The organism is Streptomyces sp. MMCC 100, from assembly GCF_041538145.2.
GTDB lineage: Bacteria > Actinomycetota > Actinomycetes > Streptomycetales > Streptomycetaceae > Streptomyces.
Genome location: NZ_JBGORK020000001.1, coordinates 1,136,532 through 1,159,120 on the forward strand (window position 1 = coordinate 1,136,532; position 22,589 = coordinate 1,159,120).

A 22,589-nucleotide genomic window follows, 5' to 3' on the forward strand; every position below is an offset into this window, starting at 1 on the left:
AGGCGGCCCGGCGTGCGTGCGAGGTGCTGACGCGTTCCCTCGTGCCGGGGACTGGGTGGCCGGCCCGAGGGACCGGCGGGCCTCGGCCACCCGCCTTTCCGGGCCGCTCGCTCGCTTCTCCCTCGTGCTGGAGCGAGCCGGGTCAAGGGTGGCCCGCAGGGCCATCGGCGGAGCCGACGCGCAGCGCCCTTTACTCGGGTCGTGGAGGCACGACACTGGCAAGGAAGCGAGTGGCCCCCACGGTGCGTACGAACTCCGTCCAGGCCGCCGGCCCGACGACGATCACTGGGCCGCCGTCCACCTTGCTGTCCCGGACGGGTATGACCCCCGGGACGCCGTGGGCGACCTCGACGCAGTCGCCGCCGTTGCCGTCGCTGTAACTGCTCTTGCGCCAGCGTGCGTGGCTCAGCTCGTACTCGCGCATCGTCTGTGGTCCTCCACCGCCGACTTGATCCTGGACAGGGACGCCTCAGGTGACAGCGCAGCGGCCCTGATCAGATCGTATGCCGAGCGGATACGCTGCACCACGGGCGGATCGTCCAGCAGGGTCCCCGAATACACGGCTTCTGTATAGGCCGTTGGGGGAGCGTCCTCGAAATCCATGAGCTTCAGCGATCCCGTCATGGCCGGGTGCGCTCCAGCCGCCAGCGGCAGCACCTGCACCAGCACCGTACGCGCCCGTGCCAGCGCGGCGACGTGCTCCAGTTGCTCGGCCATGGCCAACGGACCGCCGACGGGGATTTGCAGCACGCTCTCGTGCAGCACCACCCAATACACGGGCCGTGTAGCGTCTGCGAGGATTTTTGCCCGATCGATGCGGCCGGACACCTTCTCCTCGATGTACTCGTCCGGCGCGAAGGGGTTCATGGCGAGTGTGACCGCTCGCGCGTAGTCCGCGGTCTGCAGCAGTCCCGGTACCAGCGCCGGAGCGAACTCGCAGATCGTTGTCGCCAGCCCCTCCAGTTCCGCCACCTTGGCGAAGTAACTCGCATACCGCGGATCATCAATCAGCTTCCGGCACAGTCGCTCGAAAATACCGTCGGTTTGTAACGCCTCGTCAATCCTCTGCGCCACATCCAGCTGTGGTTTCCGAATTGCCTGTTCGAACTGGCCGATGTAGCCACCCGAGACGAAAACCCGTGCCCCCAGCTCTACTTGGGTGATTCCGGCGTCCTCCCGCCGTCGTTTCAGTTCCGTCCCGAAGAACTCCCACGCGGCCTGCCGTGAACCATTGGCCATAACCAACCCCCCATGCGCTGACCCGCACTTGTAGTGCACGTACTCCTGCCGAGTGTAGGCACGTCGCGGCATTCTGGGGACACGAAGAGTGAAAACGTAAAGGGAAGGGAACGCGGTGGAAGCACGACACTCGGCGCTCTGCGTCGAAGGAGCGGAGGACACGGTGAAAGAATTGCGCGCGGCGCTCGCGGAGGCAGGAATTACTCTGCCCTCACTCGGGCTCGACCCGGTGAGTCTCGTGCGGGAGGCGCCCTGCCCGCTCGTCGAATTGGGCCGGTGTTCCGTCGAGACCGCGCAGCGCCTCGCGGCGGTACTGCGATGACGACGACGCCGCCCGTCGGGGTCTGCGCCGTGGACACCCGCAGTGGACGGGTCGGGATCGTCATGGGCCACGAGGGTCCGTACGTGCAGCTGCGGCCGTACGGCGGAGGACGGGAGTGGGACGCCGAACCGGGTGACGTACGCCACGCCACCGCGTCCGAGCGGCTCAGCGCGGCGATGGCGTACACCAACGCCCGAAGCCGTGGCGAGGTGCCTTGAAGCATGCGCGAGAATGGGCGGCATGAGTCTGTTCCGCGACGACGGCATCGTGCTGCGCACCCAGAAGCTGGGTGAGGCGGACCGGATCATCACCATGCTCACGCGCGGTCACGGCCGCGTACGCGCCGTGGCGCGCGGGGTGCGGCGCACGAAGTCGAAGTTCGGGGCGCGGCTGGAGCCGTTCTCGCATGTGGACGTGCAGTTCTTCTCGAAGGGCAGCGAGCTGGTCGGACGCGGGCTGCCGCTGTGCACCCAGAGCGAGACGATCGCCCCGTACGGTGGCGGGATCGTCACCGACTACGCGCGGTACACCGCGGGGACCGCCATGCTGGAGACGGCCGAACGGTTCACCGACCACGAGGGTGAGCCGGCGGTGCAGCAGTACCTGCTGCTCGTCGGCGCGCTCAGAACCCTCGCCCGGGGTGAACACGCGCCGAACCTGGTGCTCGACGCGTTCCTGCTGCGCTCGCTGGCCGTCAACGGGTACGCCCCGACCTTCGGGGACTGCGCGAAGTGCGGCATGCCCGGTCCGAACCGGTTCTTCTCGGTCGGCTCGGGCGGCTCCGTCTGCGTCGACTGCCGGGTGCCCGGCAGCGTCGTACCCTCGCCGCAGGCCCTGGAACTGCTCGGGGCGCTGCTCGCGGGGGACTGGGGGACGGCGGACGCGTGCGAGCCGCGGTACGTCCGGGAGGGGAGCGGGCTGGTGTCCGCGTACCTGCACTGGCACCTGGAGCGCGGCCTGCGCTCCCTGCGGTACGTCGAGAAGTCCTAGAAAGAACAGTACGAGGAGACGAGAGACACATGGCCGTACGCGGGATCCTGGGGCGGCAGCGCCGGGAGTACAGGACGCCGGAGCCGCACCCGTCCGGCGCGCGTCCGCCGAAGCTCGGTGATCTGGTCCCGGAGCATGTGGCGATCGTCATGGACGGCAACGGCCGCTGGGCCAAGGAGCGCGGGCTGCCGCGCACCGAGGGGCACAAGGTCGGTGCCGAGCAGGTCATGGACGTCCTGCAGGGCGCGATCGAGATGGGTGTCGGGAACATCTCCCTGTACGCCTTCTCCACCGAGAACTGGAAGCGCTCGCCGGAGGAGGTGCGCTTCCTGATGAACTTCAACCGCGACTTCATCCGCAAGTCCCGCGACACCCTCGACGGGCTCGGGGTGCGGGTGCGCTGGGCGGGGCGGATGCCCAGGCTGTGGAAGTCGGTGGCCAAGGAGCTCCAGGTCGCGCAGGAGCAGACCAAGGACAACGACCGGCTCACGCTGTACTTCTGCATGAACTACGGCGGGCGTGCCGAGATCGCCGACGCGGCGCAGGCCCTCGCCGAGGACGTGCGGGCCGGGAAGCTCGATCCGTCGAAGGTGAACGAGAAGACGCTCGCGAAGTACCTGTACTACCCGGACATGCCGGACGTGGACGTGTTCCTGCGGCCGAGCGGGGAGCAGCGGACGTCGAACTACCTGATCTGGCAGAGCGCGTACGCCGAGATGGTCTTCCAGGACGTCCTGTGGCCGGACTTCGACCGGCGCGACCTGTGGCGCGCGTGCCTGGAGTTCGCCTCCCGCGACCGGCGGTTCGGCGGGGCCATCCCCAACGAGGAGCTTCTGGCCATGGAGGGCAAAATCAGCCCGTCCGGCGCTTGAGGACGAGGCCGTTCAGGCCGAAACAGCGGGGCCGGGGCGCAGCCCCGGCCCCAGCGGCTCAGCCGCCGGAGGCACCCGCGCAGTCGGCGCACGTGCCGAAGATCTCCACGGTGTGCGCGACGTTGACGTAGCCGTGCTCCGCGGCGATGGCCTCGGCCCACTTCTCCACCGCGGGGCCCTCCACCTCGACGGCCTTGCCGCAGGCGCGGCAGACCAGGTGGTGGTGATGGTCGCCGGTGGAGCAGCGACGGTAGACGGACTCGCCCTCGGCGGTGCGCAGGACGTCGACCTCGCCGGCGTCGGCGAGGGACTGCAGGGTGCGGTAGACGGTGGTGAGCCCGACCGCGTCGCCCTTGTGCTTGAGCATGTCGTGGAGCTCCTGCGCGCTGCGGAACTCCTCGACCTCCTGGAGGGCGGCCGACACGGCAGCCCGCTGCCGGGTGGCGCGGCCCTTCACGGGCGGTCCAGCGGTGGTCACTGGATTCCTCCTCACGTCTTCGCGGCTTGCCGGGCCATTGTGCCAGCCCGGTACGCCCGCGGTCAGACGCCGACCTCGTCGGCGGCCCCCCTGGTGGCCGGAATCTTGCACTCCGCCGGATCCGCGGCGGGCTGCGCGGCGGCGAGTGCCCGCGCGCGTCGCCTGGCCAGCGGGGCGGCCAGCACGCTCAGCACGATGAACGCGCCGATGGTGAGCAGCACGATCGTCGCGCCGGGCGGCACGTCCTGGTAGTACGACGTGACGGTGCCGCCGATCGTCACGCTCACGCCGAGCGCGACGGCGATCGCGAAGGTGGCGGCGAAGCTGCGGGTGAGCTGCTGCGCGGCGGCCACCGGGACCACCATCAGCGCCGACACCAGCAGCAGCCCGACGACGCGCATCGCGACCGTCACCGTGACCGCCGCCGTGACGGCCGTCAGCAGATTCAGGGCGCGCACCGGCAGGCCGGTGACCCGGGCGAACTCCTCGTCCTGGCTGACGGCGAACAGCTGGCGGCGCAGGCCGACCGTGACGAGGACCACGAAGGCGGCCAGCAGGCAGATCGCGGTGACGTCGGACTCGGAGACCGTCGACAGGGAGCCGAAGAGGTACGAGGTGAGGTTGGCGTTGGAGCCGCCGGGCGCGAGATTGATGAACATCACGCCGCCCGCCATGCCGCCGTAGAAGAGCATGGCGAGGGCGATGTCGCCGCGGGTCTTGCCGTACCAGCGGATCAGCTCCATGAGGACCGCGCCGAGGACGGAGACGAGGGTCGCCATCCACACCGGGGACCAGGAGAGCAGGAAGCCGAGGCCGACGCCGGTCATCGCCACGTGGCCGATGCCGTCGCCCATGAGGGCCTGGCGGCGCTGGACCAGGTAGATGCCGATGGCCGGGGCGGTGATGCCGACCAGGACGGCGGCGAGCAGCGCCCGCTGCATGAAGGCGTAGTTCAGGATTTCCATCAGCTCAGCAGTCCCGTACGGATCGGTTCGGTGCCCGCGGGTGCGTGCGGGTGGACGTGGTCGTGGCCGGGCAGCGCGTGCTGGCCGACCGCCTCGGGCGGCGGGCCGTCGTGCAGGACGCAGCCGTCGCGGAGCACCACGGCCCGGTCGATCAGCGGCTCCAGGGGGCCCAGCTCGTGCAGGACGAGGAGGACGGTGGTGCCGGCCGCGACCTGCTTCCGCAGGGTCGCCGCCAGCACCTCCTGGCTGGCCAGGTCGACGCCCGCCATCGGCTCGTCCATGATCAGCAGTTCGGGTTCGGCGGCGAGCGCGCGGGCGATCAGCACGCGCTGGTGCTGGCCGCCGGAGAGGGCGTTCACCGAGTCCTTGGCGCGGTCCGCCATGCCGACCAGGTCGAGGGCGCGGCGTACGGCCTCGTGGTCGGCCTTGCGCAGGACGCCGAAGCGGGCCCGGGAGAGCCGGCCCGAGGAGACGACCTCGGTCACCGTGGCGGGGACGCCGCCCGCGGCCGTGGTGCGCTGCGGGACGTAGCCCACGCGCGCCCAGTCGCGGAAGCGGCGCCGCGGGGTGCCGAACAGCTCGATCTCGCCGGCCGTCACCGGTACCTGGCCGATGATCGTGCGCACGGCCGTGGACTTGCCCGAGCCGTTGGCGCCGAGCAGCGCGACCACCTGGCCGCGCCGCACGGTGAGGTCGATGCCGCGCAGGACGGGGCGTGAGCCCAGCTCGGCGCGGACGCCGCGCAGGGATATGACGGACTCGTCGCTCACGATGTCCTCCGTAACGATCGAACGGGTCGAGCTGCCTGGTCGGGCCGCCGGCCCAGCTGCTTACTTGGCGCCGAGGGCGGTTTCGAGTGCCTTGAGGTTGGACTCCATGACGCCGACGTAGTCCTCGCCCTTGGACTTGTCGGTGATGCCCTCCAGCGGATCGAGGACGTCCGTCTTCAGGCCCGCGTCCTTGGCGAGGGTCTTCGCGGTCTTGTCGGACACCAGTGTCTCGTAGAAGACGGTGGTCACGCCGTCGGCCTTGGCCTCCTCCTGGAGCTCCTTGATCCGGGCGGGGCTGGGCTCGCTCTCCGGGTCGAGGCCGTTGATGGCTTCCTGGGTGAGGCCGTAGCGCTCGGCGAGGTAGCCGAAGGCGGCGTGGTTGGTGAAGAAGACCTTGCTGTCGGTCTTCGCCAGGCCGTTCTTGAACGCCGTGTCCAGGCCGCCCAGCTTCTTCGCCAGCGCCTCGGCGTTCTTGCGGTAGTCGTCGGCGTGGTCCGGGTCGGCCTTCTCGAAGGCCTGGGCGACGCCCTGGGCGATCTCGGCGTACTTCACCGGGTCCAGCCAGACGTGCGGGTCGAGGGCGTGCTCCCCGCCCTCGGAGTGCTCCTCCTCGGCGTGCTCGTCCGCGTGCTCCTCGCCGCCGTGGTCGTGCTCGACGTTCCCGTGGTCCTCGAGCTTCGTCAGCGTGGCCGCGTCGATCTTGGTCTTCACGTCGGACTGGGCGATCGCCTCGTCCACGGCGGGCTGGAGGGACTTGAGGTGGAGCACCGCGTCCGCCTCACCCATCTGGGCGGTCTGCTTGGCGCTCAGCTCCAGGTCGTGCGGCTCCTGGCCGGGCTCGGTGAGCGTGGTGACGTTCACGTGGTCCCCGCCGATCTGCTCGGCGAGGTACTCCATCGGGTAGAACGACGCGACGACGTCGAACTTGTCGGTATTGCCCGCGGTACCCGCCGCCGAGCTGTCGCTGGAGCAGGCGGAGAGGGTCCCGAGGCCGAGCGCGGTGGCCGCGGTGACTGCTATGCCGGATATGCGGCGTCGTCGTACGTTCATGACACTCATTTTCAACAAATATGGAAACCGTTGTCAACAAGCGGTCGACTCCGCAGATGGGAGGCCCCGATTTGGCCGAGGGGTGACCCGCGCCGGTAACCTGAAGCATTCTCTGGAAGCATCTCGCTTCGTCGCCCGTCGTCGTAATGAAGAGAGCACCGTGGCCGCCGACAAGATCGACACCATCGTCAGCCTGAGCAAGCGCCGTGGCTTCGTATTCCCCTGCAGTGAGATCTACGGCGGTCAGCGCGCCGCCTGGGACTACGGTCCGCTGGGTGTCGAGCTCAAGGAGAACCTCAAGCGCCAGTGGTGGCGCTACATGGTCACCTCGCGCGAGGACGTCGTCGGTCTCGACTCCTCCGTGATCCTGGCCCCCGAGGTCTGGGTCGCCTCCGGTCACGTCGCCACCTTCACGGACCCGCTGACCGAGTGCACCTCCTGCCACAAGCGGTTCCGCGCGGACCACCTGGAGGAGGCGTACGAGGAGAAGAAGGGCAAGGCCCCGGAGAACGGGCTCGCCGACCTCAACTGCCCCAACTGTGGCAACAAGGGCACCTTCACCGAGCCCAAGCAGTTCTCCGGCCTGCTCTCCACCCACCTCGGCCCGACGCAGGACAGCGGCTCCGTCGCCTACCTGCGGCCCGAGACCGCCCAGGGCATCTTCACCAACTTCGCCCAGGTGCAGACCACTTCGCGCCGCAAGCCGCCGTTCGGCATCGCCCAGATGGGCAAGTCCTTCCGCAACGAGATCACGCCCGGCAACTTCATCTTCCGCACCCGCGAGTTCGAGCAGATGGAGATGGAGTTCTTCGTCAAGCCGGGCGAGGACGAGAAGTGGCAGGAGTACTGGATGGAGCAGCGCTGGAACTGGTACACGGGCCTTGGCCTCCGCGAGGAGAACATGCGCTGGTACGAGCACCCGGCCGAGAAGCTCTCCCACTACTCCAAGCGCACCGCCGACATCGAGTACCGCTTCCAGTTCGGCGGCAGTGAGTGGGGCGAGCTGGAGGGTGTCGCCAACCGGACCGACTACGACCTCTCCTCGCACGCCAAGGCCTCCGGCCAGGACCTCTCCTACTACGACCAGGAGGCCCAGGAACGCTGGACGCCGTACGTCATCGAGCCGGCGGCCGGTGTCGGCCGGGCGATGCTCGCCTTCCTGCTCGACGCGTACATCGAGGACGAGGCCCCGAACGCCAAGGGCAAGCTGGAGAAGCGCACCGTGCTGCGCCTCGACCCGCGGCTGTCCCCGGTGAAGGTCGCCGTGCTGCCGCTGTCCCGCAACCCGGACCTGTCGCCGAAGGCGAAGGGGCTGGCGCAGGCGCTGCGGCAGCACTGGAACATCGAGTTCGACGACGCCGGTGCGATCGGGCGCCGGTACCGGCGCCAGGACGAGATCGGGACGCCGTTCTGTGTGACGGTGGACTTCGACACGCTGGACGACAACGCGGTGACCGTGCGGGAGCGGGACACGATGAAGCAGGAACGCGTGTCGCTGGACCAGATCGAGGGGTACCTCGCCTCCAGGCTCGTCGGCTGCTGAACGTCCGTTCCGGTTGAGGTGCCAGGGGGCTTCGCCCCCTGGGCCCCCGGGCCTGTGCCCACCCGCCACCCGAGTCGGTCGGGTGAGGGGTGGGCGTTTCGGGTTTTCGGGGGCCTGGATTCCAGGTTCAGCCCCCGGCTCGGCGGCCCTGCAGGACCTTCACGTTGTCGCCGAAGGTCCAGTTCTTCGAGCCGTCCCAGTTGAGGGACCAGGTCATCAGGCCCTTGAGGGAGCCGTTGTAGTGGTTCCAGGCCTGGGAGACCAGGGACGGTGACATGTGGCCGCCGCCCGCGCCGGGCTGGGCGGGCAGGCCCGGGACCTGCTTGTCGTAGGGCACCCGGATCGTCGTGCCCTGGATGACCAGGCCCTTGTCCAGGCAGTCGGTCTGCGCGGTGAAGCCCTGCACCGTGCCGGCCGAGTAGGAGTCGCCGGAACAGCCGTACATGCTGCCGTTGTAGTACTGCATGTTCAGCCACCACAGGCGGCCGTTGTCCGCGTACTTCTTGATGATCGGCAGGTACGCGCCCCAGATCGAGCCGTAGACGACACTGCCGCCGGTGACGTACGCCGTCTCCGGGGCCATCGTGAGGCCGAAGCCGGCGGGCATGCGGGCCAGTACACCGTCGATGATGCGGATCAGGTTGGCCTGGGACGTGGAGAGCTGGTTGATGTTGCCGCTGCCGGTCAGGCCGGTCTCGATGTCGATGTCGATGCCGTCGAAGTTGTACTCCTGAAGGATCGGCACGATCGTGTCGACGAAACGGTCCGCGACCGCCGTCGAGTTGAGGTCGATGCCGGCGGTCGCGCCGCCGATGGAGAGCAGGAGCGTCTGCCCGGACGCCTTGGCCGCGCACATCTCGGCGGGCGTGGCCACCTTCACGCCCGCGTCCATGCCGTCCTCCCACAGCGCCGTCCCGTCGGAGAGGATCACCGGGAAGGCCGCGTTGAGGACGTTGTAGCCGTGCGCGGCGATGCGGGAGTCGGTGATCGGGGTCCAGCCGAAGGGCGGGTGGACGCCGTTGGCGGCGCCGTCCCAGTTCTCCCAGTAGCCCTGGAGGACCTTGCCGGCGGGCTTCGACTTCACGGCGCAGGTGTCGGCGGCCGCGTTCGTGGGGGCGGCGGACGCCGTGGCGACACCCAGGGGGACCAGAACGGTGGCCGCCAGTGCTGCGGCCAGTAGACGGAACGTGCGGCGGATCATGCCGGGCCTCCCGGTGGGGGTTCGGTGAGGGAGTTCGTATGTCGTAGGCATGACAGTGCTGTGGTCCAGACCTTTCGTCAAGAGGTCTGGACCAAGAAGCGGGTGCGGTCAGTCGATCGTCCGCGGCAGGCGCAGGCTCAGCAGGCCGGTCAGTGCCACCGCCGCCAACTGGACCAGCAGCGTCGTCACCAGGGCGTCCCGCATGCCCATGCCCGGGATCAGCGACAGGAACAGGCTGCCCAGGGTGGCCACCCCCAGGGCCAGGGACGACTGCTGGGTGGTGATCATGACGCCGCCGCCCACGCCCGCGCGCTCGGCCGGTACCTCCGACAGGACGACCCGGAAGACGACGGGGAGTTGGAGCGCCTGGCCCGCACCGGCCACCGCCGCGCCCGGCAGCAGTTCGACCAGACCGAGGTCGGGCCAGGAGCGCCACGCGGCCAGCGTCATCAGGGCCAGTCCCAGCCCCTGGAGGGCGGCGCCGGTGGGCACGACACGGGTGCCGTAGCGGGCGACCAGCCGGGGGCCGGCGACGGAGAAGAGGAAGAACACCACCGCGAGCGGGGCGAGGGACAGGCCCGCGGCCACCGGGCCCAGGCCCGCACCCTGCTGCAACGCCACCGCGATGACGAACATGAAGCCGCTGAAGCCGATCGAGAACGGCACGATCAGCAGCAGGCCGCGGCGCAGCGAGACGATCGCGAACAGGCTCGGCGGGACCAGCGGAGTACGGCCCGCGCGGTCCGCCCGGCGCTCCACCGCGTAGAACGCCGCCACCGCGAACGGGAACGCCGCCAGCGACAGCCACGTCCACAGCGGCCAGCCCGCGGCCCGGCCCTCGGTGAGCGGGACCAGCAGGGTCAGGATCGAGGCGGCCAGCAGGAAGGTGCCGGGGACGTCCACCGGCTCGGGCCGCGCGGAGCGGGTCTCCGGGACCGCGCGGCCGGCCAGGAACAGGCCCACGAGGACGACCGGCACGTTGACCAGGAAGACGGAACGCCAGCCGGTGCCCGCGATGTCGGCGGCCACGAGTACGCCGCCCAGGATCTGGCCGGCGACCATGGACAGGCCGGCCGTCGCCCCGTACAGGCCCATGGCCTTCGCGCGCCGGGGACCGGCCGTGGTCGCCTGGATGGTCGCCAGCACCTGCGGCAGCATCGCGGCGGCCGAGGCGCCCTGCGCCACCCGCGCCGCCACCAGGGACCAGGCGTCGGGGGCGAGACCGCAGGCCAGCGAGGTCAGCCCGAAGGCCGCCATGCCGCCCAGGAACAGGCGGCGCCGGCCGAACAGGTCGCCGAGCCGGCCGCCGAGGACGAGCAGGACGGCGTACGCCACCCCGTATCCGGCGACGACGAGTTCCAGGACCGCCTCGCTCGCGGACAGGTCCGCGCCGATGGTGGGCAGGGCGACGTTGACGATGAAGAAGTCGACGAGCGGGAGCGCCGCGGCCAGCAGCACCGTGAAGAGTCCGATGCCGCTCAGCGCGGGTGGCCCCTCCGGGGCGCCCGTACGGACGGGACGTGAAGTGATGGTTTCGGTCACGTGGTCGAGCCTGCGACCGTCTTCAAGGTGGTACCAGAGTCTCTTTGTCCTGGTAGCGGGAGTACCCGGCAACAGGGTCCGTGCGGCGCGCGGGCGCGGCATGCTGGAGGCATGACCACGATGACGGCTCAGGTTCAGGCCCGGGAAGGGGCTCAGGAACAGGCTCGGGTCCGGGAGGCGGCCGCGCAGCCCGCGCCCCGGGAGACCGGCTCGGAGATCCGGCGGCACGAACTCGCCGCCTTCCTGCGCAGCCGCCGCGAACGCATCGCCCCCGAGCAGGTCGGACTGCCCCGCGGTCGTCGGCGCCGGACCCCGGGGCTGCGGCGCGAGGAGGTCGCCCAGCTCTCGGCGGTCGGCGTCACCTGGTACACGTGGCTGGAGCAGGCCCGGGACATCCAGGTCTCCGTACAGGTCCTCGACGCCCTCGCCCGCGCGCTGCTGCTCGACCCGACCGAGCGCGCCCACCTCTTCCAGCTGGCGGGGGCCGTCGACCCGACGCCCGCGACGGTCTGCCCGGCCATCACACCGGCGGTGCGCGCCCTGCTGGAGCAGTTCGAGCCCTACCCCGCCTGTGTGCAGAACAGCCGGTACGACATCCTCGCCCACAACCGGACGTACGGGCTGCTGCTGTGCGACCTGGAGGCGGTGCCGCCCGAGGACCGCAACTGCATGATCCTCTCCTTCACCCACGAGGACTGGCGGTCCTCCATCGTCCATCTGGAGGAGACCCAGCGGCTGATGGCGGCCCGGTTCCGCGCCACGATGGCCGGTCATCTCGCCGAGCCCGCCTGGAAGATGCTGCTCAAGCGGCTGCGCACCCAGTCGCCCGACTTCCGCGAGGCCTGGGAGCGGCACGAGGTCGTCGCGCACCGCGGCAAGCGCAAGGAGTTCCTCAACCGGCACGTCGGCCGCATCCGCGTCGACCACACCGACCTGTGGCTCGGACCGGAACCCGGGCCCCGGATGGTGACGTACGCACCGGCCGACGAGGTTTCCCGGGAGCGGCTGGAGAAGCTGCACGCGATCGCCCTGGAGCGGGAGCCGACTCCGTCGGGATGAGCGCCCGAAGTGCGGGAACCCGGGGAAATGCGGAAGGTGATGTTCCCAGGGTTTCCACTGCCCTGGGTTCCCACAGCACGGACAGGGCGAGGACGAACAGTCATGGCTGAGCAGAAGTCGGCGCGGACACTCCCGCGGCCGTTGCACGCGGCCGCTTCGGCGGTGCGGAAGGTGCCGGGTGCCGGGACGGTGGGCAGGGCGGCCGAGGGCGCGCTGGACAGGATCGGGGCGGTGTCGCCACGCGGGCGTCGCGTGCTCGTCTACACGGGCGCCGGTGTGCTGGGTGTCGCCGGACTGGTGGAGTGGCCGGTGGCGGTCACCGGTGCGGCGGTGGCCTGGCTGACGCAGCCGCGTGGGCGGAACGGGCAGGACCGGCAGGGCGGGAACGGGAACGCGGCGAAGGGCGGCGAGGAGGCGGGGGCAGGGGCCCAGGGTGCCGCCGGTACGCAGCCCGCCCGGACGCCGGCCAGGAAGACCACCGCCAGGGCGGCCGCGACGAAGACGGCCGGGGCGGGCCGTACGAGCAGCACCGGCGGCGCAGGCAGCGCAGGCAGCGCAGGCAGCACCGGCGGTACGGGCAGCAGTGAGGCGAAGACGGCTGCGGCGAAGAGGACCACCGGCGCCAAGAAGACCGCCGCCAGGTCCACGGCCGCCAAGTCCACGACCGCCAAGTCCGCAGCCGCCAGGTCCACCGCCGCCAAGTCGACGACCGCCAAGTCCGCCGCCGCCAAGAAGTCCGCCGCCAAGAAGTCGACCGCGAAGAAGACCGCGTCCCCCACGCGGAGCAAGAGCCAGTCGGGGAACAAGGCGTCCTCGAGCCGGCCCTCCACCACGGGTGGGAGCCGCGGCCGCAAGACGGCCGCCGCGTCGCGCACCCGTAAGTCCGGCTGAGGGAGTGTGATGGTCGGCGGACTGCTGACGCGTTCCCAGGACGCCGTGACGGGGTTCGTACTGGCCGGGCCCCGGCTGCTCGCGCGCGGCACCGCGCCCGCCGTGGGCGCCGCGGCCGGTGCGGCGGCGGGCACCGCACGGGCCGGTGTGCGCGGCGCCGACTTCGCGGCGCGGGCGGCACGGGTGGCCCGCGCGGCGCTGCCCGGCGGGTCGCGGGACTGGCGGGCCGGACCGCGGGCGCACCTCGCGCTGCGGCCGGCCGCGACGGACGAGGTGCGCCGGGCGGGCGGTACGGAGCGCGTGGCGCGGCGGGTGGCGGCGGCCCTGGCCGAGCACCCGGACGTGCTGCTCGCCTACTGGGACACCGGTCTGGCCAGACTGGTGGTGACCGCGACCGAGGACACGCTCACCGACCGCGTCGTGGACCGCGCCGCCGAACTCGCCGAACGCCACGGACTCACCCGGGCGGACCAGGCCGACCCCGGGGACCAGGGCGGCCCGGCGGACCAGGGCGGCCCCGCAGACCTGGTGGACGAGCCGGACCACCCAGGCGACCCGGCCGCGGTGCGCGTCGCGGCGACCGCGCTCGGGGCCGACGTGCTGGGCATCGCCGCCGCCGTGACCGGTGCGCGCCTGAGGCTGCCGGCCTCGCCCCGCCTGGTCACCGCCGTCGCGACGCTGCTGCGCGAGAACCCGACGTTCCGCGCCTGGCTGCGCGAGCGGCTCGGCGACCACCGCATGGACGTGGCCCTCGCCGCCGCCAACGCCGCCGTCCACGGCGCCGGGCAGAGCCCCACCTCGCTGGTGCTCGACGGGGCGCTGCGCGTCTGCCAGTTGACGGACGCGGTGGCGCGGGGGGCCGCCTTCGAGATCGTGCACGACCAGTTGTGCGTCCCCGGCCGGGGCAGCCTGCCCGCCGCGGGTGCCCTGCGCCCGCCGCCGCGCACCTCACCGGCCCAGGACTACGCCGCCCACGCCTCGGCGGGCAGTGTGGCGGGCGCCGCCGCGACCCTGCTGGTCAAGCACGACATGACCGAGGCGGCGGAGGCGGTGCTCGCCGGGTCGCCCAAGGCCGCGCGCTACGGTCCCGCCGCCTTCCACGCCGTACTGAGCGCCGCGCTGTCCCGTACCGGTGTGCTCGTGCGCGACCCCGGGCGGCTGCGGCAGCTGGAGATGGCCCGCACGGTCGTGCTGCACCCCAGCGCGCTGCGGGCGCCGGACGCGGGCGCGGACCCGTGGACCGAGGACGTGCTGGACGCGGCGCGGCGCGCGGGACTGCGCGTGGTCATGGTCGAGGATCCGGCGCTGGCCGACTTCACCGGCCTCGCCGACCAGGTCGTCTCCGCCCGGCGCCCGCTCGCGGACGTGGTGAGCGAACTGCGCGCCGAGGGCGGCGTCATCACCGTCGTACGGCCGCTGCCCGGCGACGACGGGACCGTGTCGGCCGGACTGCTCGCCGGGGACGTGGCCGTCGCGCTGGCCGACGCGGACTGCCCGGTGGCCTGGGGCGCGGACGTGCTCGCGCCGCAGGGCCTCGCCGACGTGTGGCGGGTGCTGCGGGCGGTGCCGGCGGCCCGTGGGATCGGGAGCCGGTCGCAGACGCTGGCCCGGTCCGGGGCCGCGCTGTCCGGACTGCTGGTGGCGGTCGGAGAGGCGCGCGGCAGGAGCCGGGGCGGCGTGTCGTCGCTGCTGGGGATGCGGCACGCGCCGGTGGACGCGAGCGCGGCGGTGGCCCTGCTGTCCGGGACCCGGGCCGCGATCGGGGTGGCGATGGCCCGTGCCCCGCACCCCCGGCCACGGGTGGCCTGGCACGCGCTGGACCCGGACGACGTACGGGAGCGGCTGGAGCGGGAGCGCGAACCCGAGCCGACCGTCGTGGAGCAGGCCACCGCCCGGCTGCGGGCGGCCGCCGACCGGGCGGGCCGGGTGCCGGTGCTGGCCCCGGTCCGCTGGTCGTGGCAGCTGGCCCGCGCCGTACGCGGGGAGCTGGACGATCCGCTCACCCCGGTACTGGCGGTCGGCTCGGCCGCCTCCGCGATCCTCGGCTCGGTCGTGGACGCGCTGCTCGTGGTCGGCGCCCTCGACCTGAACGCGCTGGTCGGCGGCTTCCAGCGGCTGCGCGCCGAGCGGGCGCTGTCCGGGCTGCTGGCGGAGCAGAAGCAGAAGGCCCGCCTTGCGGAGAGCCCCGCGCGGGCGAGCGGGCCGGCCTCGGTCCCGGCCGCGGGGATGTCGCCGACCGCCGGGACAGCAGGGACCGCCCGGGACGAGGTGCCGGACGGGGAGGGGCCCTGGGAAGCCGCCGGGGAGCCGGCCACGGACGGCGAGCCGCGGATCGTGGACGCGGCCAAGCTGCACCCCGGCCACGTGATCGAGCTGAAGGCGGACGACGTGGTGCCCGCCGACGCCCGGCTGCTGTGGGAGGACGGGCTGGAGGTGGACGAGTCCGCGCTGACCGGTGAGTCGCTGCCGGTGGACAAGTGCGTGGACCCGGCGCCCCGCGCCCCCGTGGCGGAGCGGTACTGCATGGTCTTCGAGGGCACGACCGTGGTGGCCGGGCGGGCCCGCGCCGTCGTCGTCGACACCGGCGAGCACACCGAGGCGGCGCGTGCGGTGGCGCTGGCGGCCCGTACGCCGTCGGCGGCCGGAGTGCAGGCCAGGCTCCAGGAGCTGACCCGCAAGGCGCTGCCGCTCACCCTGGCGGGCGGGGCCGCGGTGACCGGTCTCTCGCTGCTGCGCGGGGCGCCGATCCGGCAGGCCGTCGCCGGTGGCGTGTCGGTGGCGGTGGCCGCCGTGCCCGAGGGGCTGCCGCTGGTGGCGACGGTGGCCCAGCTCGCGGCCGCCCGCCGGCTGAGCCGCCGGGGCGTCCTGGTGCGCACTCCGCGCACGCTGGAGGCGCTCGGCCGGATGGACACCGTCTGCTTCGACAAGACGGGCACCCTCACCGAGAACAAGCTGCGGCTGTCGCGGGTCGCGGGCACCGACGGCACGGTCCGCCGGGTGGGCGACCCGGAGACCGCCGACGCCGTACGGGTCGCCGCGCGCGCCTGCCCCCGGCTGAACGGCGACGGTGCCCGCCCCACCCACGCCACCGACGAGGCCGTCCTGGACGCGGCCGGGGACGATCCCGAGTGGACGCAGGAGGAGGGCCTGCCCTTCGAGACGTCCCGCGGTTACGCCGCCGCCGTCGGACGCGAGGGCGGTTCCGGCCCCGCGGTGCTGGTGGTCAAGGGCGCCCCGGAGACGGTGCTGCCCGCCTGCGCCGACCTGCCCGCCCACACCACCGAGGTGGCCAAGCGCCTGGCCGGTGGCGGGCTGCGCATCATCGCGGTGGCCTGCCGGCCGCTGGGCCGGGGGGAGAACGCGGCCGACGTCCTCGAACAGCAGCCGTCGAAGCTGGAGTTCACCGGGCTGCTCGCGCTGGCCGACGTGGCCCGCGAGACCTCCCCGGCACTGGTGCGCGGGCTGCGCGAGGCGGGTGTACGGCCCGTGGTGCTGACCGGCGACCATCCGCAGACCGCCCACGCCATCGCCGTCGACCTGGGCTGGCCCGAGGACGCGGTCGTGGTCACCGGCGACGAACTCGCCGCCGCCGACCGCACCGCCCGCTCCCGGATGCTGCGCGACGCGGACGTCGTGGCCCGGGTGGCGCCCGAGCAGAAGCTCCAGGTCGTCGAGTCCCTGCGGGACGCCGGACGCGTCGTCGGCATGGTCGGCGACGGGGCCAACGACGCCGCCGCGATCCGGGCCGCCGACATCGGCGTCGGCATCAGCGCCCGCGGCTCGGCCGCCGCCCGCAACGCCGCCGACCTGGTCGTCACGGGCGACGACCTGCTGGTCCTGGTGGAGGCGGTGCGGGAGGGCAGGGCGCTGTGGCACAGCGTCGCCGACGCCATCGCCATCCTGATCGGCGGCAACGCGGGCGAGGTCGGCTTCGGCATCCTCGGCACGGTGCTGGGCGGCGCCGCCCCGCTGTCCACCCGCCAGATGCTGCTGGTCAACCTCTTCACCGACCTGTTCCCCGCGATGGCCGTCGCGGTGACGAAGACGGGGGACCCGGAGCAGGAGGCCGCCGACGCGGGCGCTCCGCTCGGCACGGCGGTGCTCGGCGAGCCCCTGATCCGGCAGATCCGGCACCGGGCCCTGACCACGGCACTCGGGGCGACCGCGGCCTGGCTGCTGGGCCGCTTCACGCCGGGTACGGAGCGGCGCTCGACGACCATGGCCCTGTGCGCGGTCGTCGGCACCCAGCTCGCCCAGACCCTCGCCGACCGCCGCGACAGCCGCCTGGTCCAGGTCACGTCCCTCGGCTCCGCCGCCGCCCTGGTCGCCCTCGTCCAGACCCCGGGCGTCAGCCGCCTCTTCGGCTGCACCCCGCTCGGCCCGGTCGCCTGGACGGGGGTGGCCGCGGCGATCGCGCTGGCGCTGGCGGGGCAGCGGGCCCTGCCGGGGGTGGAGGACGCGATCGTGAAGTACTGGCCGAAGGTGGCGGAGCGGTTGCCGCAGGCGGTGCGGTGACGCCGTCCGGCAGGTACCCGGTCCCCGCGGACGGCAGCGGCCCGGCGCCGACTGGACCGCGGACTCCGCGGCGGGCCTGAGCGAGGGGTTCGCGAGGCGGCTGGACGAGGTCTGTCAGGGGGCGGGGTGCGTCCTCGTCCCGCTCGAGCGCCTGCTGGAGCCGTACGACGGCCCGGCCCCGACGCGTACGACGGCCGACCCCGACGAGGACATGCGGCCGGTCCGGGGCAACAGGTACGTCGACTACGTGTGAGGCGCCGTCACACCCCCGTCCGCGCCGCCTCCCGCACCTCCGGCGACTGCAGACGCTCGGCCGTCCGCTCCGCCGTGCGGTGGGCCCACCGGCCGCTCGTGACGGCGCCGAGGACGAGGACCGCGAGGCCGCAGGCGGCCAGGATCCACCAGCCGGGGCGGGCGGCGGAGACGAAGGTGTCGCGGTACGACGACGCGCCCACGCCCGCCGCCAGCACCGCGCCGACCACCGCCACGCCGAGCGTCTGACCCAGCTGGCGACTGGTCGAGGCGACGGCCGCCGCGACCCCGGCCTGGGCCCGGGGCATGCCGGAGACCGCGGTGTTGGTGATGGGCGCGTTGACGAAGCCGAAGCCGATGCCGAACAGCACGTAGCCGATGAAGAGCGTGACGTCGGAGGTCTCGGCCTCGAAGGCGGCGAACAGCGTCCCGCTCACGGTCAGCGCACCGCCCGCGATCAGCAGCGGCAGGCGCGACCCCCGGCTGCCGACCAGCCGCCCGGCGAGCGGGGCGCACAGGAAGGTCGGCACGGCCATCGGCAGCATCCACAGGCCGGCCTCGAGGGCGCTCAGCCCGCGCACGTTCTGCAGGTACAGCGTGGACAGGAACAGGAAGCCGCCCAGCGCGGCGAACGCGCTGATCGCGATGACGGTGGCCCCGCTGAACGGCGCCGACCGGAAGAAGCGCAGCTCGATGAGGGGGTCGGCGCGGCGCGGCTCGTGGACGAGCAGGCCGATCAGCGCGGCGAGCGCCAGCACGGCGAAGGGCAGCACGGTCGTGAACCCGGCGTTCGGCGCCTCGATGATCGCGTACGTCAGGGAACCGAACAGCACGATCACCATCAGCTGGCCCAGCGGGTCGGGGCGGCGGGCCTTCGGCGCACGGGACTCGGGGACGAAGCGGAGGGTGAGGAGGAGGGCGGCCAGGCCCACCGGAAGGTTGACCCAGAAGATCGAGCGCCAGCCGACCGACTCCACGAGCACCCCGCCCACCAGCGGACCGGCGGCCATGGATATGCCGACCACGGCGCCCCAGACGCCGATGGCGCGGGCGCGTTCGCGCGGGTCGGTGAAGGTGTTGGTGATGATCGACATCGCGACCGGGTTGAGCATCGAACCGCCCACCGCCTGCATCATCCGGAAGACGATCAGCGAGGACAGACCGGGGGCCAGCGAGCACAGCAGCGAGCCGAGGGTGAAGATCACCAGGCCGGTCATGAAGACCCGCTTGCGGCCGATCCGGTCGGCCGTGGAGCCGGAGAGCATCAGCAGCGCGGCCAGCACCAGCGTGTACGCGTCGATCGCCCACTGCAGGCCCGACGTGCTCGCGTGGAGGTCGCGCTGCATGGAGGGGAGGGCGACGTTGAGAATCGTGTTGTCGATACTCACGATCAGCAGACTCATGCAGCAGATGGCGAGCACGAGCATGCGGCGGCGATGGGTGAGCTCGGGCATGACCTCCATCGTACGCTCATTTCAATAGTGCGGCTAACTAATGACTGATGCACGATCTTCGTCCACAGGGCGCGACGGGCACCGCCGCGCGTGCGTGACAATGGGGGAATGTCCACGCTCACCACGCCCGCCCCCGGCACCACCGCCGCACCGTTGCGGATCGGCCCGCACACCGTCGCGCCGCCCGTGGTGCTGGCACCGATGGCCGGGATCACCAACGCGCCGTTCCGCACCCTGTGCCGGGAGTTCAGTGGTGGCAAGGGCCTGTTCGTGAGCGAGATGATCACCACCCGGGCGCTGGTCGAGCGCAACGAGAAGACCATGCAGCTGATCCACTTCGACGCGACCGAGACCCCGCGCTCGATCCAGCTGTACGGCGTCGACCCGGTGACCGTCGGCAAGGCCGTCCGCATGATCGCGGAGGAGGACCTGGCCGACCACATCGACCTGAACTTCGGCTGCCCGGTGCCGAAGGTGACCCGCAAGGGCGGCGGCTCGGCGCTGCCGTACAAGCGGAACCTGCTGCGCGCCATCGTCCGCGAGGCCGTCACCGGCGCCGGTGACCTGCCCGTCACCATGAAGATGCGCAAGGGCCTCGACGACGACCACCTCACCTACCTCGACGCCGGCCGCATCGCCGTCGAGGAGGGCGTCACCGCGATCGCCCTGCACGGCCGCACTACCGCCCAGCACTACGGCGGCACCGCCGACTGGGACGCCATCGCCCGCCTCAAGGAGCACGTCCCGGAGATCCCCGTCCTCGGCAACGGCGACATCTGGTCCGCCGAGGACGCGCTGCGGATGGTGCGGGAGACGGGCTGCGACGGCGTCGTGGTCGGACGTGGGTGCCTCGGGAGGCCGTGGCTCTTCGCCGACCTGGTCGCCGCCTGCGAGGGGCGCACCGACGACCGTGCCGCAGGCACTGATGGGTGCAGTGTGCGGCCCTCCCTGCGCGAGGTCGCCGACGTGATGGTCCGGCACGCCACGCTGCTCGGCGAGTGGATCGGCGACGAGGCGCGCGGCGTCATCGACTTCCGCAAGCACGTCGCCTGGTACCTCAAGGGCTTCGCCGTCGGCTCCGAGATGCGCAAGCGGCTCGCGATCACCTCCTCCCTGGAGGCGCTGCGCGCCGGCCTCGACGAACTCGACCTCGACCAGCCCTGGCCCACCGGCGCCGACGGCCCCCGCGGCCGCACCTCCGGCAACAACCGGGTGGTCCTGCCCGACGGCTGGCTGAAGGACCCGTACGACTGCGCGGGCGTCGGCGAGGACGCGGAGCTGGACACCTCCGGCGGCTGATCAGCCCCCGGTGGGGTGCGGGGTGGAGCCGTACGCCGTCAGGAAGCGGTCGCGGAAGGAACTCATCTTCCACACCGGGGCGTCGTGGGCGGGTTTCAGCCCCTCCGTCCAGTTCCAGCCGTCGAGCGCGTCCAGCACCTTCGGGTCCTTGGCGACGACCGACACCGGGACGTCCCGGCTCGCGTGGTTCCCGCTGACGCGGGCGAGCGGCTGGTGGTCGCCGAGGAAGACGAGGACGGTGTCGGCGGTGCCGTAGCGCTCCAGCCACTGGGCGAGGCTGGTGACCGAGTACTGGATCGACTTGCCGTACTCCTCCTTCGAGCGGGCGGAGTCGGTGATGATGTCGGACGCCTTCACGCCCGCCGCCTCGATGCCGTCGTACACCGACCCGTCGCCGACCTCGTCCCAGCCGACCGTCCTCGGGATCGGCGCCCAGGGCTGGTGGCTGGAGGTGAGGATGACCTCCGCCATCAGCGGCTTGTCCCGCTTCCTGCCGTGCTCCAGGCGCTGGAAGGCCTCCAATGCGTACTGGTCCGGCATCGTCGACCAGCTGAACTTCGGCCCCCGGTAGCCCACGTCGAACGCGTCGTAGACCTTGTCGAGGCCGTACCAGTCCGACTCGGGCCAGGCCTTCTGCACGCCCGGCATGACCCCGACCGTGTCCCAGTCGCCGGTCCTCTGGAACGCCTTGGTGAGGGTGAGGTGGTCGCCGGCGGTGACGGTGCGGTAGCGCTGCTGGTTGTCCACCCACAGGCCGGACAGGAAGGTGGAGTGGCCGAGCCAGCTGCTGCCGCCGTACGTCGCCGAGGTCAGCCAGCCGCTGCGGGCGTGGAAGCCCGCCTTCGCCAGCGCCTCGGTGCTCGCGTCCAGCGTCCGGCCGACACCCGGTGCCATCACCGGGTCCTCGATCGCGCTGCGGCCGTAGCTCTCGATGAACGTGAAGATCATGTCCTTGCCGCGCAGGTCGGGCACCAGCTGCGCGCCGGGCGTGGCTCCGAAGCGGTCCGCCTTCGCCTCCTTCGCGAAGGCCGCCTCGTCCCGCAGCGTGTCCATCACCCGGTGCGCCTGCGCCTCGGCGGCCCTGGAGGCGCTCGTGGTGGCGACCGGAACACCGAAGGTCTGCACGCCCAGCGCCGCGCACGTCATCCACACGGTGGCCGCCATCAGCGCGCCCCGCGCCGCCCGTTCCCGGTGCGCGGCGAGCAGCTCGCCGAGCCGGACCGCCGCCAGCGCCATGAGCACCAGCAGCAGCACGGCCAGCGCGACCGCGCCCACGGCCGCCCAGGTCCCCGCCGCCCCGCCCATCGAGTCCGCCACGAACGACTGGGCGTCGTCGAGCAGACCCCAGTCCAGGACGACGTTGAAGCTCCGTCCCAGGTACTCGGTGAAGCCCATGTCGAGCAGGTTCAGCACGGTCAGCGCGCCGAGGGCGGTCCCGAACAGCGCCGCCGCCACCAGCCGCGGCACCCGGGGCAGGCAGAGCAGCAGCACCGCCGCGACGACCGCCTCCGCCGGGATCCGCGCGAAGCGGTTCGGCTCCAGGGCGACGAGGGTGTTCGGCAGCAGGAGCGCCCCGAGCACGAGAATGGCCGAAAAGGCCGTCGTGACCCGGCGGAGGACGAGGGCGGCGCGCGGGTGCCGGGTGCGCCGTGCGCGCCAGTGGGCGAGGCGGGCCCTGAGGGTCTCCAGCAGGGCCGGTCCGGGTGCGCCGGGTGTGTCGGGGTCGTCGTCGGCGGTCTGCGGCGGCCGGCGGAAAGGCGTGATGACGGGCACCCGAAGGTCCTTCCGTGCGAAACCCGGTGGACGGCGGGCCCCGGCGAGGGGGCCGGGGGCCCGCCGCACTCTCGTACGTCCGGCGGGAGCGGTCCGTTCACCGGTCCGCATGGTGAAATCCGGCGGCCTGTGGCAGCGTGATTCTCGCCACCTCTGATAGAAGCGGCGCTCAGATGAGCGGATCTTGGGCGACTCCACTTCTCCAAGGTGTGGCACTGAGTGCCATGCCTTGATCGTTCATCGATCGAACTCAAACGTGGAGAATGACGCTCAGGTGAGCGCTCAACCTGGGTGTTCGTGAGTCCGTACGTTCAAGAAGTGAAAACACAAGCGGTCGGTCGCTTGCCAAGCCTTGACTTTCGATCCGGTGGCGG

The 22,589-nt window shown here is 72.2% G+C and carries 19 protein-coding genes; 9 read left to right on the top strand and 10 right to left on the bottom strand.

Features of this window, described 5'->3' with window-relative positions:
• Nucleotides 1-190 precede the first annotated feature (190 nt).
• Together ABS735_RS05215 and ABS735_RS05220 are read right to left on the bottom strand one after the other, a co-directional pair.
• Complete coding sequence (locus tag ABS735_RS05215; protein WP_373901650.1) at nt 191-424, bottom strand: DUF397 domain-containing protein; 234 nt, start codon at nt 422-424, stop codon at nt 191-193.
• Complete coding sequence (locus ABS735_RS05220) at nt 406-1,239, bottom strand: helix-turn-helix domain-containing protein (RefSeq protein WP_373901651.1); 834 nt, start codon at nt 1,237-1,239, stop codon at nt 406-408. Before ABS735_RS05220 ends, ABS735_RS05215 begins: the two co-directional genes overlap by 19 nt.
• A gap of 115 nt (nt 1,240-1,354) precedes the next feature.
• Between ABS735_RS05220 and ABS735_RS05225 the strand changes: the two genes are divergently transcribed.
• Genes ABS735_RS05225 through ABS735_RS05240 form a run of 4 tightly spaced genes read left to right on the top strand, consistent with a single transcriptional unit; the run spans nt 1,355 to nt 3,423 of the window.
• Nucleotides 1,355-1,561 (top strand): hypothetical protein, encoded by a 207-nt coding sequence (locus ABS735_RS05225; protein WP_373901652.1) that lies wholly within the window; start codon nt 1,355-1,357, stop codon nt 1,559-1,561.
• Complete coding sequence (locus ABS735_RS05230; RefSeq protein WP_373901653.1) at nt 1,558-1,779, top strand: hypothetical protein; 222 nt, start codon at nt 1,558-1,560, stop codon at nt 1,777-1,779. The genes ABS735_RS05225 and ABS735_RS05230 overlap by 4 nt, the downstream gene beginning before the upstream one ends.
• 22 nt (nt 1,780-1,801) lie before the next feature.
• Entirely contained in the window at nt 1,802-2,551 is a 750-nt protein-coding gene (gene recO / locus ABS735_RS05235; protein ID WP_373901654.1) for a DNA repair protein RecO, read from the top strand.
• A 29-nt stretch (nt 2,552-2,580) separates the two neighbouring features.
• Entirely contained in the window at nt 2,581-3,423 is an 843-nt protein-coding gene (locus tag ABS735_RS05240) for an isoprenyl transferase (protein WP_373901655.1), read from the top strand.
• A gap of 58 nt (nt 3,424-3,481) precedes the next feature.
• Here ABS735_RS05240 and ABS735_RS05245 read toward each other — a convergent pair whose 3' ends face one another.
• The 4 genes from ABS735_RS05245 to ABS735_RS05260 form a co-directional block, all read right to left on the bottom strand.
• Nucleotides 3,482-3,901, bottom strand: a complete 420-nt coding sequence (locus tag ABS735_RS05245; protein WP_007449657.1) for a Fur family transcriptional regulator — start codon at nt 3,899-3,901, stop codon at nt 3,482-3,484.
• A 62-nt stretch (nt 3,902-3,963) separates the two neighbouring features.
• The gene (locus ABS735_RS05250) at nt 3,964-4,866 is read right to left on the bottom strand and encodes a metal ABC transporter permease (RefSeq protein WP_373901656.1); all 903 of its coding nucleotides are present in this window, start codon (nt 4,864-4,866) and stop codon (nt 3,964-3,966) included.
• Nucleotides 4,866-5,636 (bottom strand): metal ABC transporter ATP-binding protein, encoded by a 771-nt coding sequence (locus ABS735_RS05255; RefSeq protein WP_373901657.1) that lies wholly within the window; start codon nt 5,634-5,636, stop codon nt 4,866-4,868. Before ABS735_RS05255 ends, ABS735_RS05250 begins: the two co-directional genes overlap by 1 nt.
• Nucleotides 5,637-5,696: 60 nt before the next feature.
• A complete protein-coding gene (locus ABS735_RS05260; RefSeq protein ID WP_373901658.1) occupies nt 5,697-6,686 on the bottom strand; it encodes a zinc ABC transporter substrate-binding protein in 990 nt (329 codons plus the stop codon).
• A gap of 160 nt (nt 6,687-6,846) precedes the next feature.
• On the opposite strand from ABS735_RS05260, the gene ABS735_RS05265 reads away from it, so the two are divergent.
• The gene (locus tag ABS735_RS05265; protein WP_373901659.1) at nt 6,847-8,229 is read left to right on the top strand and encodes a glycine--tRNA ligase; all 1,383 of its coding nucleotides are present in this window, start codon (nt 6,847-6,849) and stop codon (nt 8,227-8,229) included.
• Between the two features lie 127 nt (nt 8,230-8,356).
• Here the strand turns inward: ABS735_RS05265 and ABS735_RS05270 are convergent, their stop codons facing one another.
• Together ABS735_RS05270 and ABS735_RS05275 are read right to left on the bottom strand one after the other, a co-directional pair.
• Nucleotides 8,357-9,430 (bottom strand): chitinase, encoded by a 1,074-nt coding sequence (locus ABS735_RS05270; RefSeq protein WP_373901660.1) that lies wholly within the window; start codon nt 9,428-9,430, stop codon nt 8,357-8,359.
• Nucleotides 9,431-9,538: 108 nt separating this feature from the next.
• Nucleotides 9,539-10,972: an MFS transporter gene (locus ABS735_RS05275; RefSeq protein WP_373901661.1), complete on the bottom strand. Its 1,434-nt coding sequence runs from the start codon at nt 10,970-10,972 to the stop codon at nt 9,539-9,541.
• 111 nt (nt 10,973-11,083) lie between these two features.
• On the opposite strand from ABS735_RS05275, the gene ABS735_RS05280 reads away from it, so the two are divergent.
• The 3 genes from ABS735_RS05280 (at nt 11,084) to ABS735_RS05290 (ending at nt 17,437) form a co-directional block, all read left to right on the top strand.
• Complete coding sequence (locus ABS735_RS05280; RefSeq protein WP_373901662.1) at nt 11,084-12,031, top strand: MmyB family transcriptional regulator; 948 nt, start codon at nt 11,084-11,086, stop codon at nt 12,029-12,031.
• Between the two features lie 102 nt (nt 12,032-12,133).
• Entirely contained in the window at nt 12,134-12,922 is a 789-nt protein-coding gene (locus tag ABS735_RS05285; RefSeq protein WP_373901663.1) for a hypothetical protein, read from the top strand.
• 9 nt (nt 12,923-12,931) lie between these two features.
• Nucleotides 12,932-17,437 (top strand): cation-translocating P-type ATPase, encoded by a 4,506-nt coding sequence (locus ABS735_RS05290; RefSeq protein ID WP_373901664.1) that lies wholly within the window; start codon nt 12,932-12,934, stop codon nt 17,435-17,437.
• A gap of 260 nt (nt 17,438-17,697) precedes the next feature.
• Here the strand turns inward: ABS735_RS05290 and ABS735_RS05295 are convergent, their stop codons facing one another.
• Complete coding sequence (locus ABS735_RS05295; RefSeq protein ID WP_373901665.1) at nt 17,698-19,143, bottom strand: MFS transporter; 1,446 nt, start codon at nt 19,141-19,143, stop codon at nt 17,698-17,700.
• 108 nt (nt 19,144-19,251) lie between these two features.
• Here ABS735_RS05295 and dusB point away from each other — a divergent pair, with 108 nt between their 5' ends.
• Complete coding sequence (dusB, locus tag ABS735_RS05300; protein ID WP_373901666.1) at nt 19,252-20,442, top strand: tRNA dihydrouridine synthase DusB; 1,191 nt, start codon at nt 19,252-19,254, stop codon at nt 20,440-20,442.
• Here the strand turns inward: dusB and ABS735_RS05305 are convergent, their stop codons facing one another.
• Nucleotides 20,443-22,215, bottom strand: coding sequence for an alkaline phosphatase family protein (locus tag ABS735_RS05305; protein WP_373901667.1), 1,773 nt, complete (start codon nt 22,213-22,215; stop codon nt 20,443-20,445).
• Between the last annotated feature and the right edge of the window lie 374 nt (nt 22,216-22,589).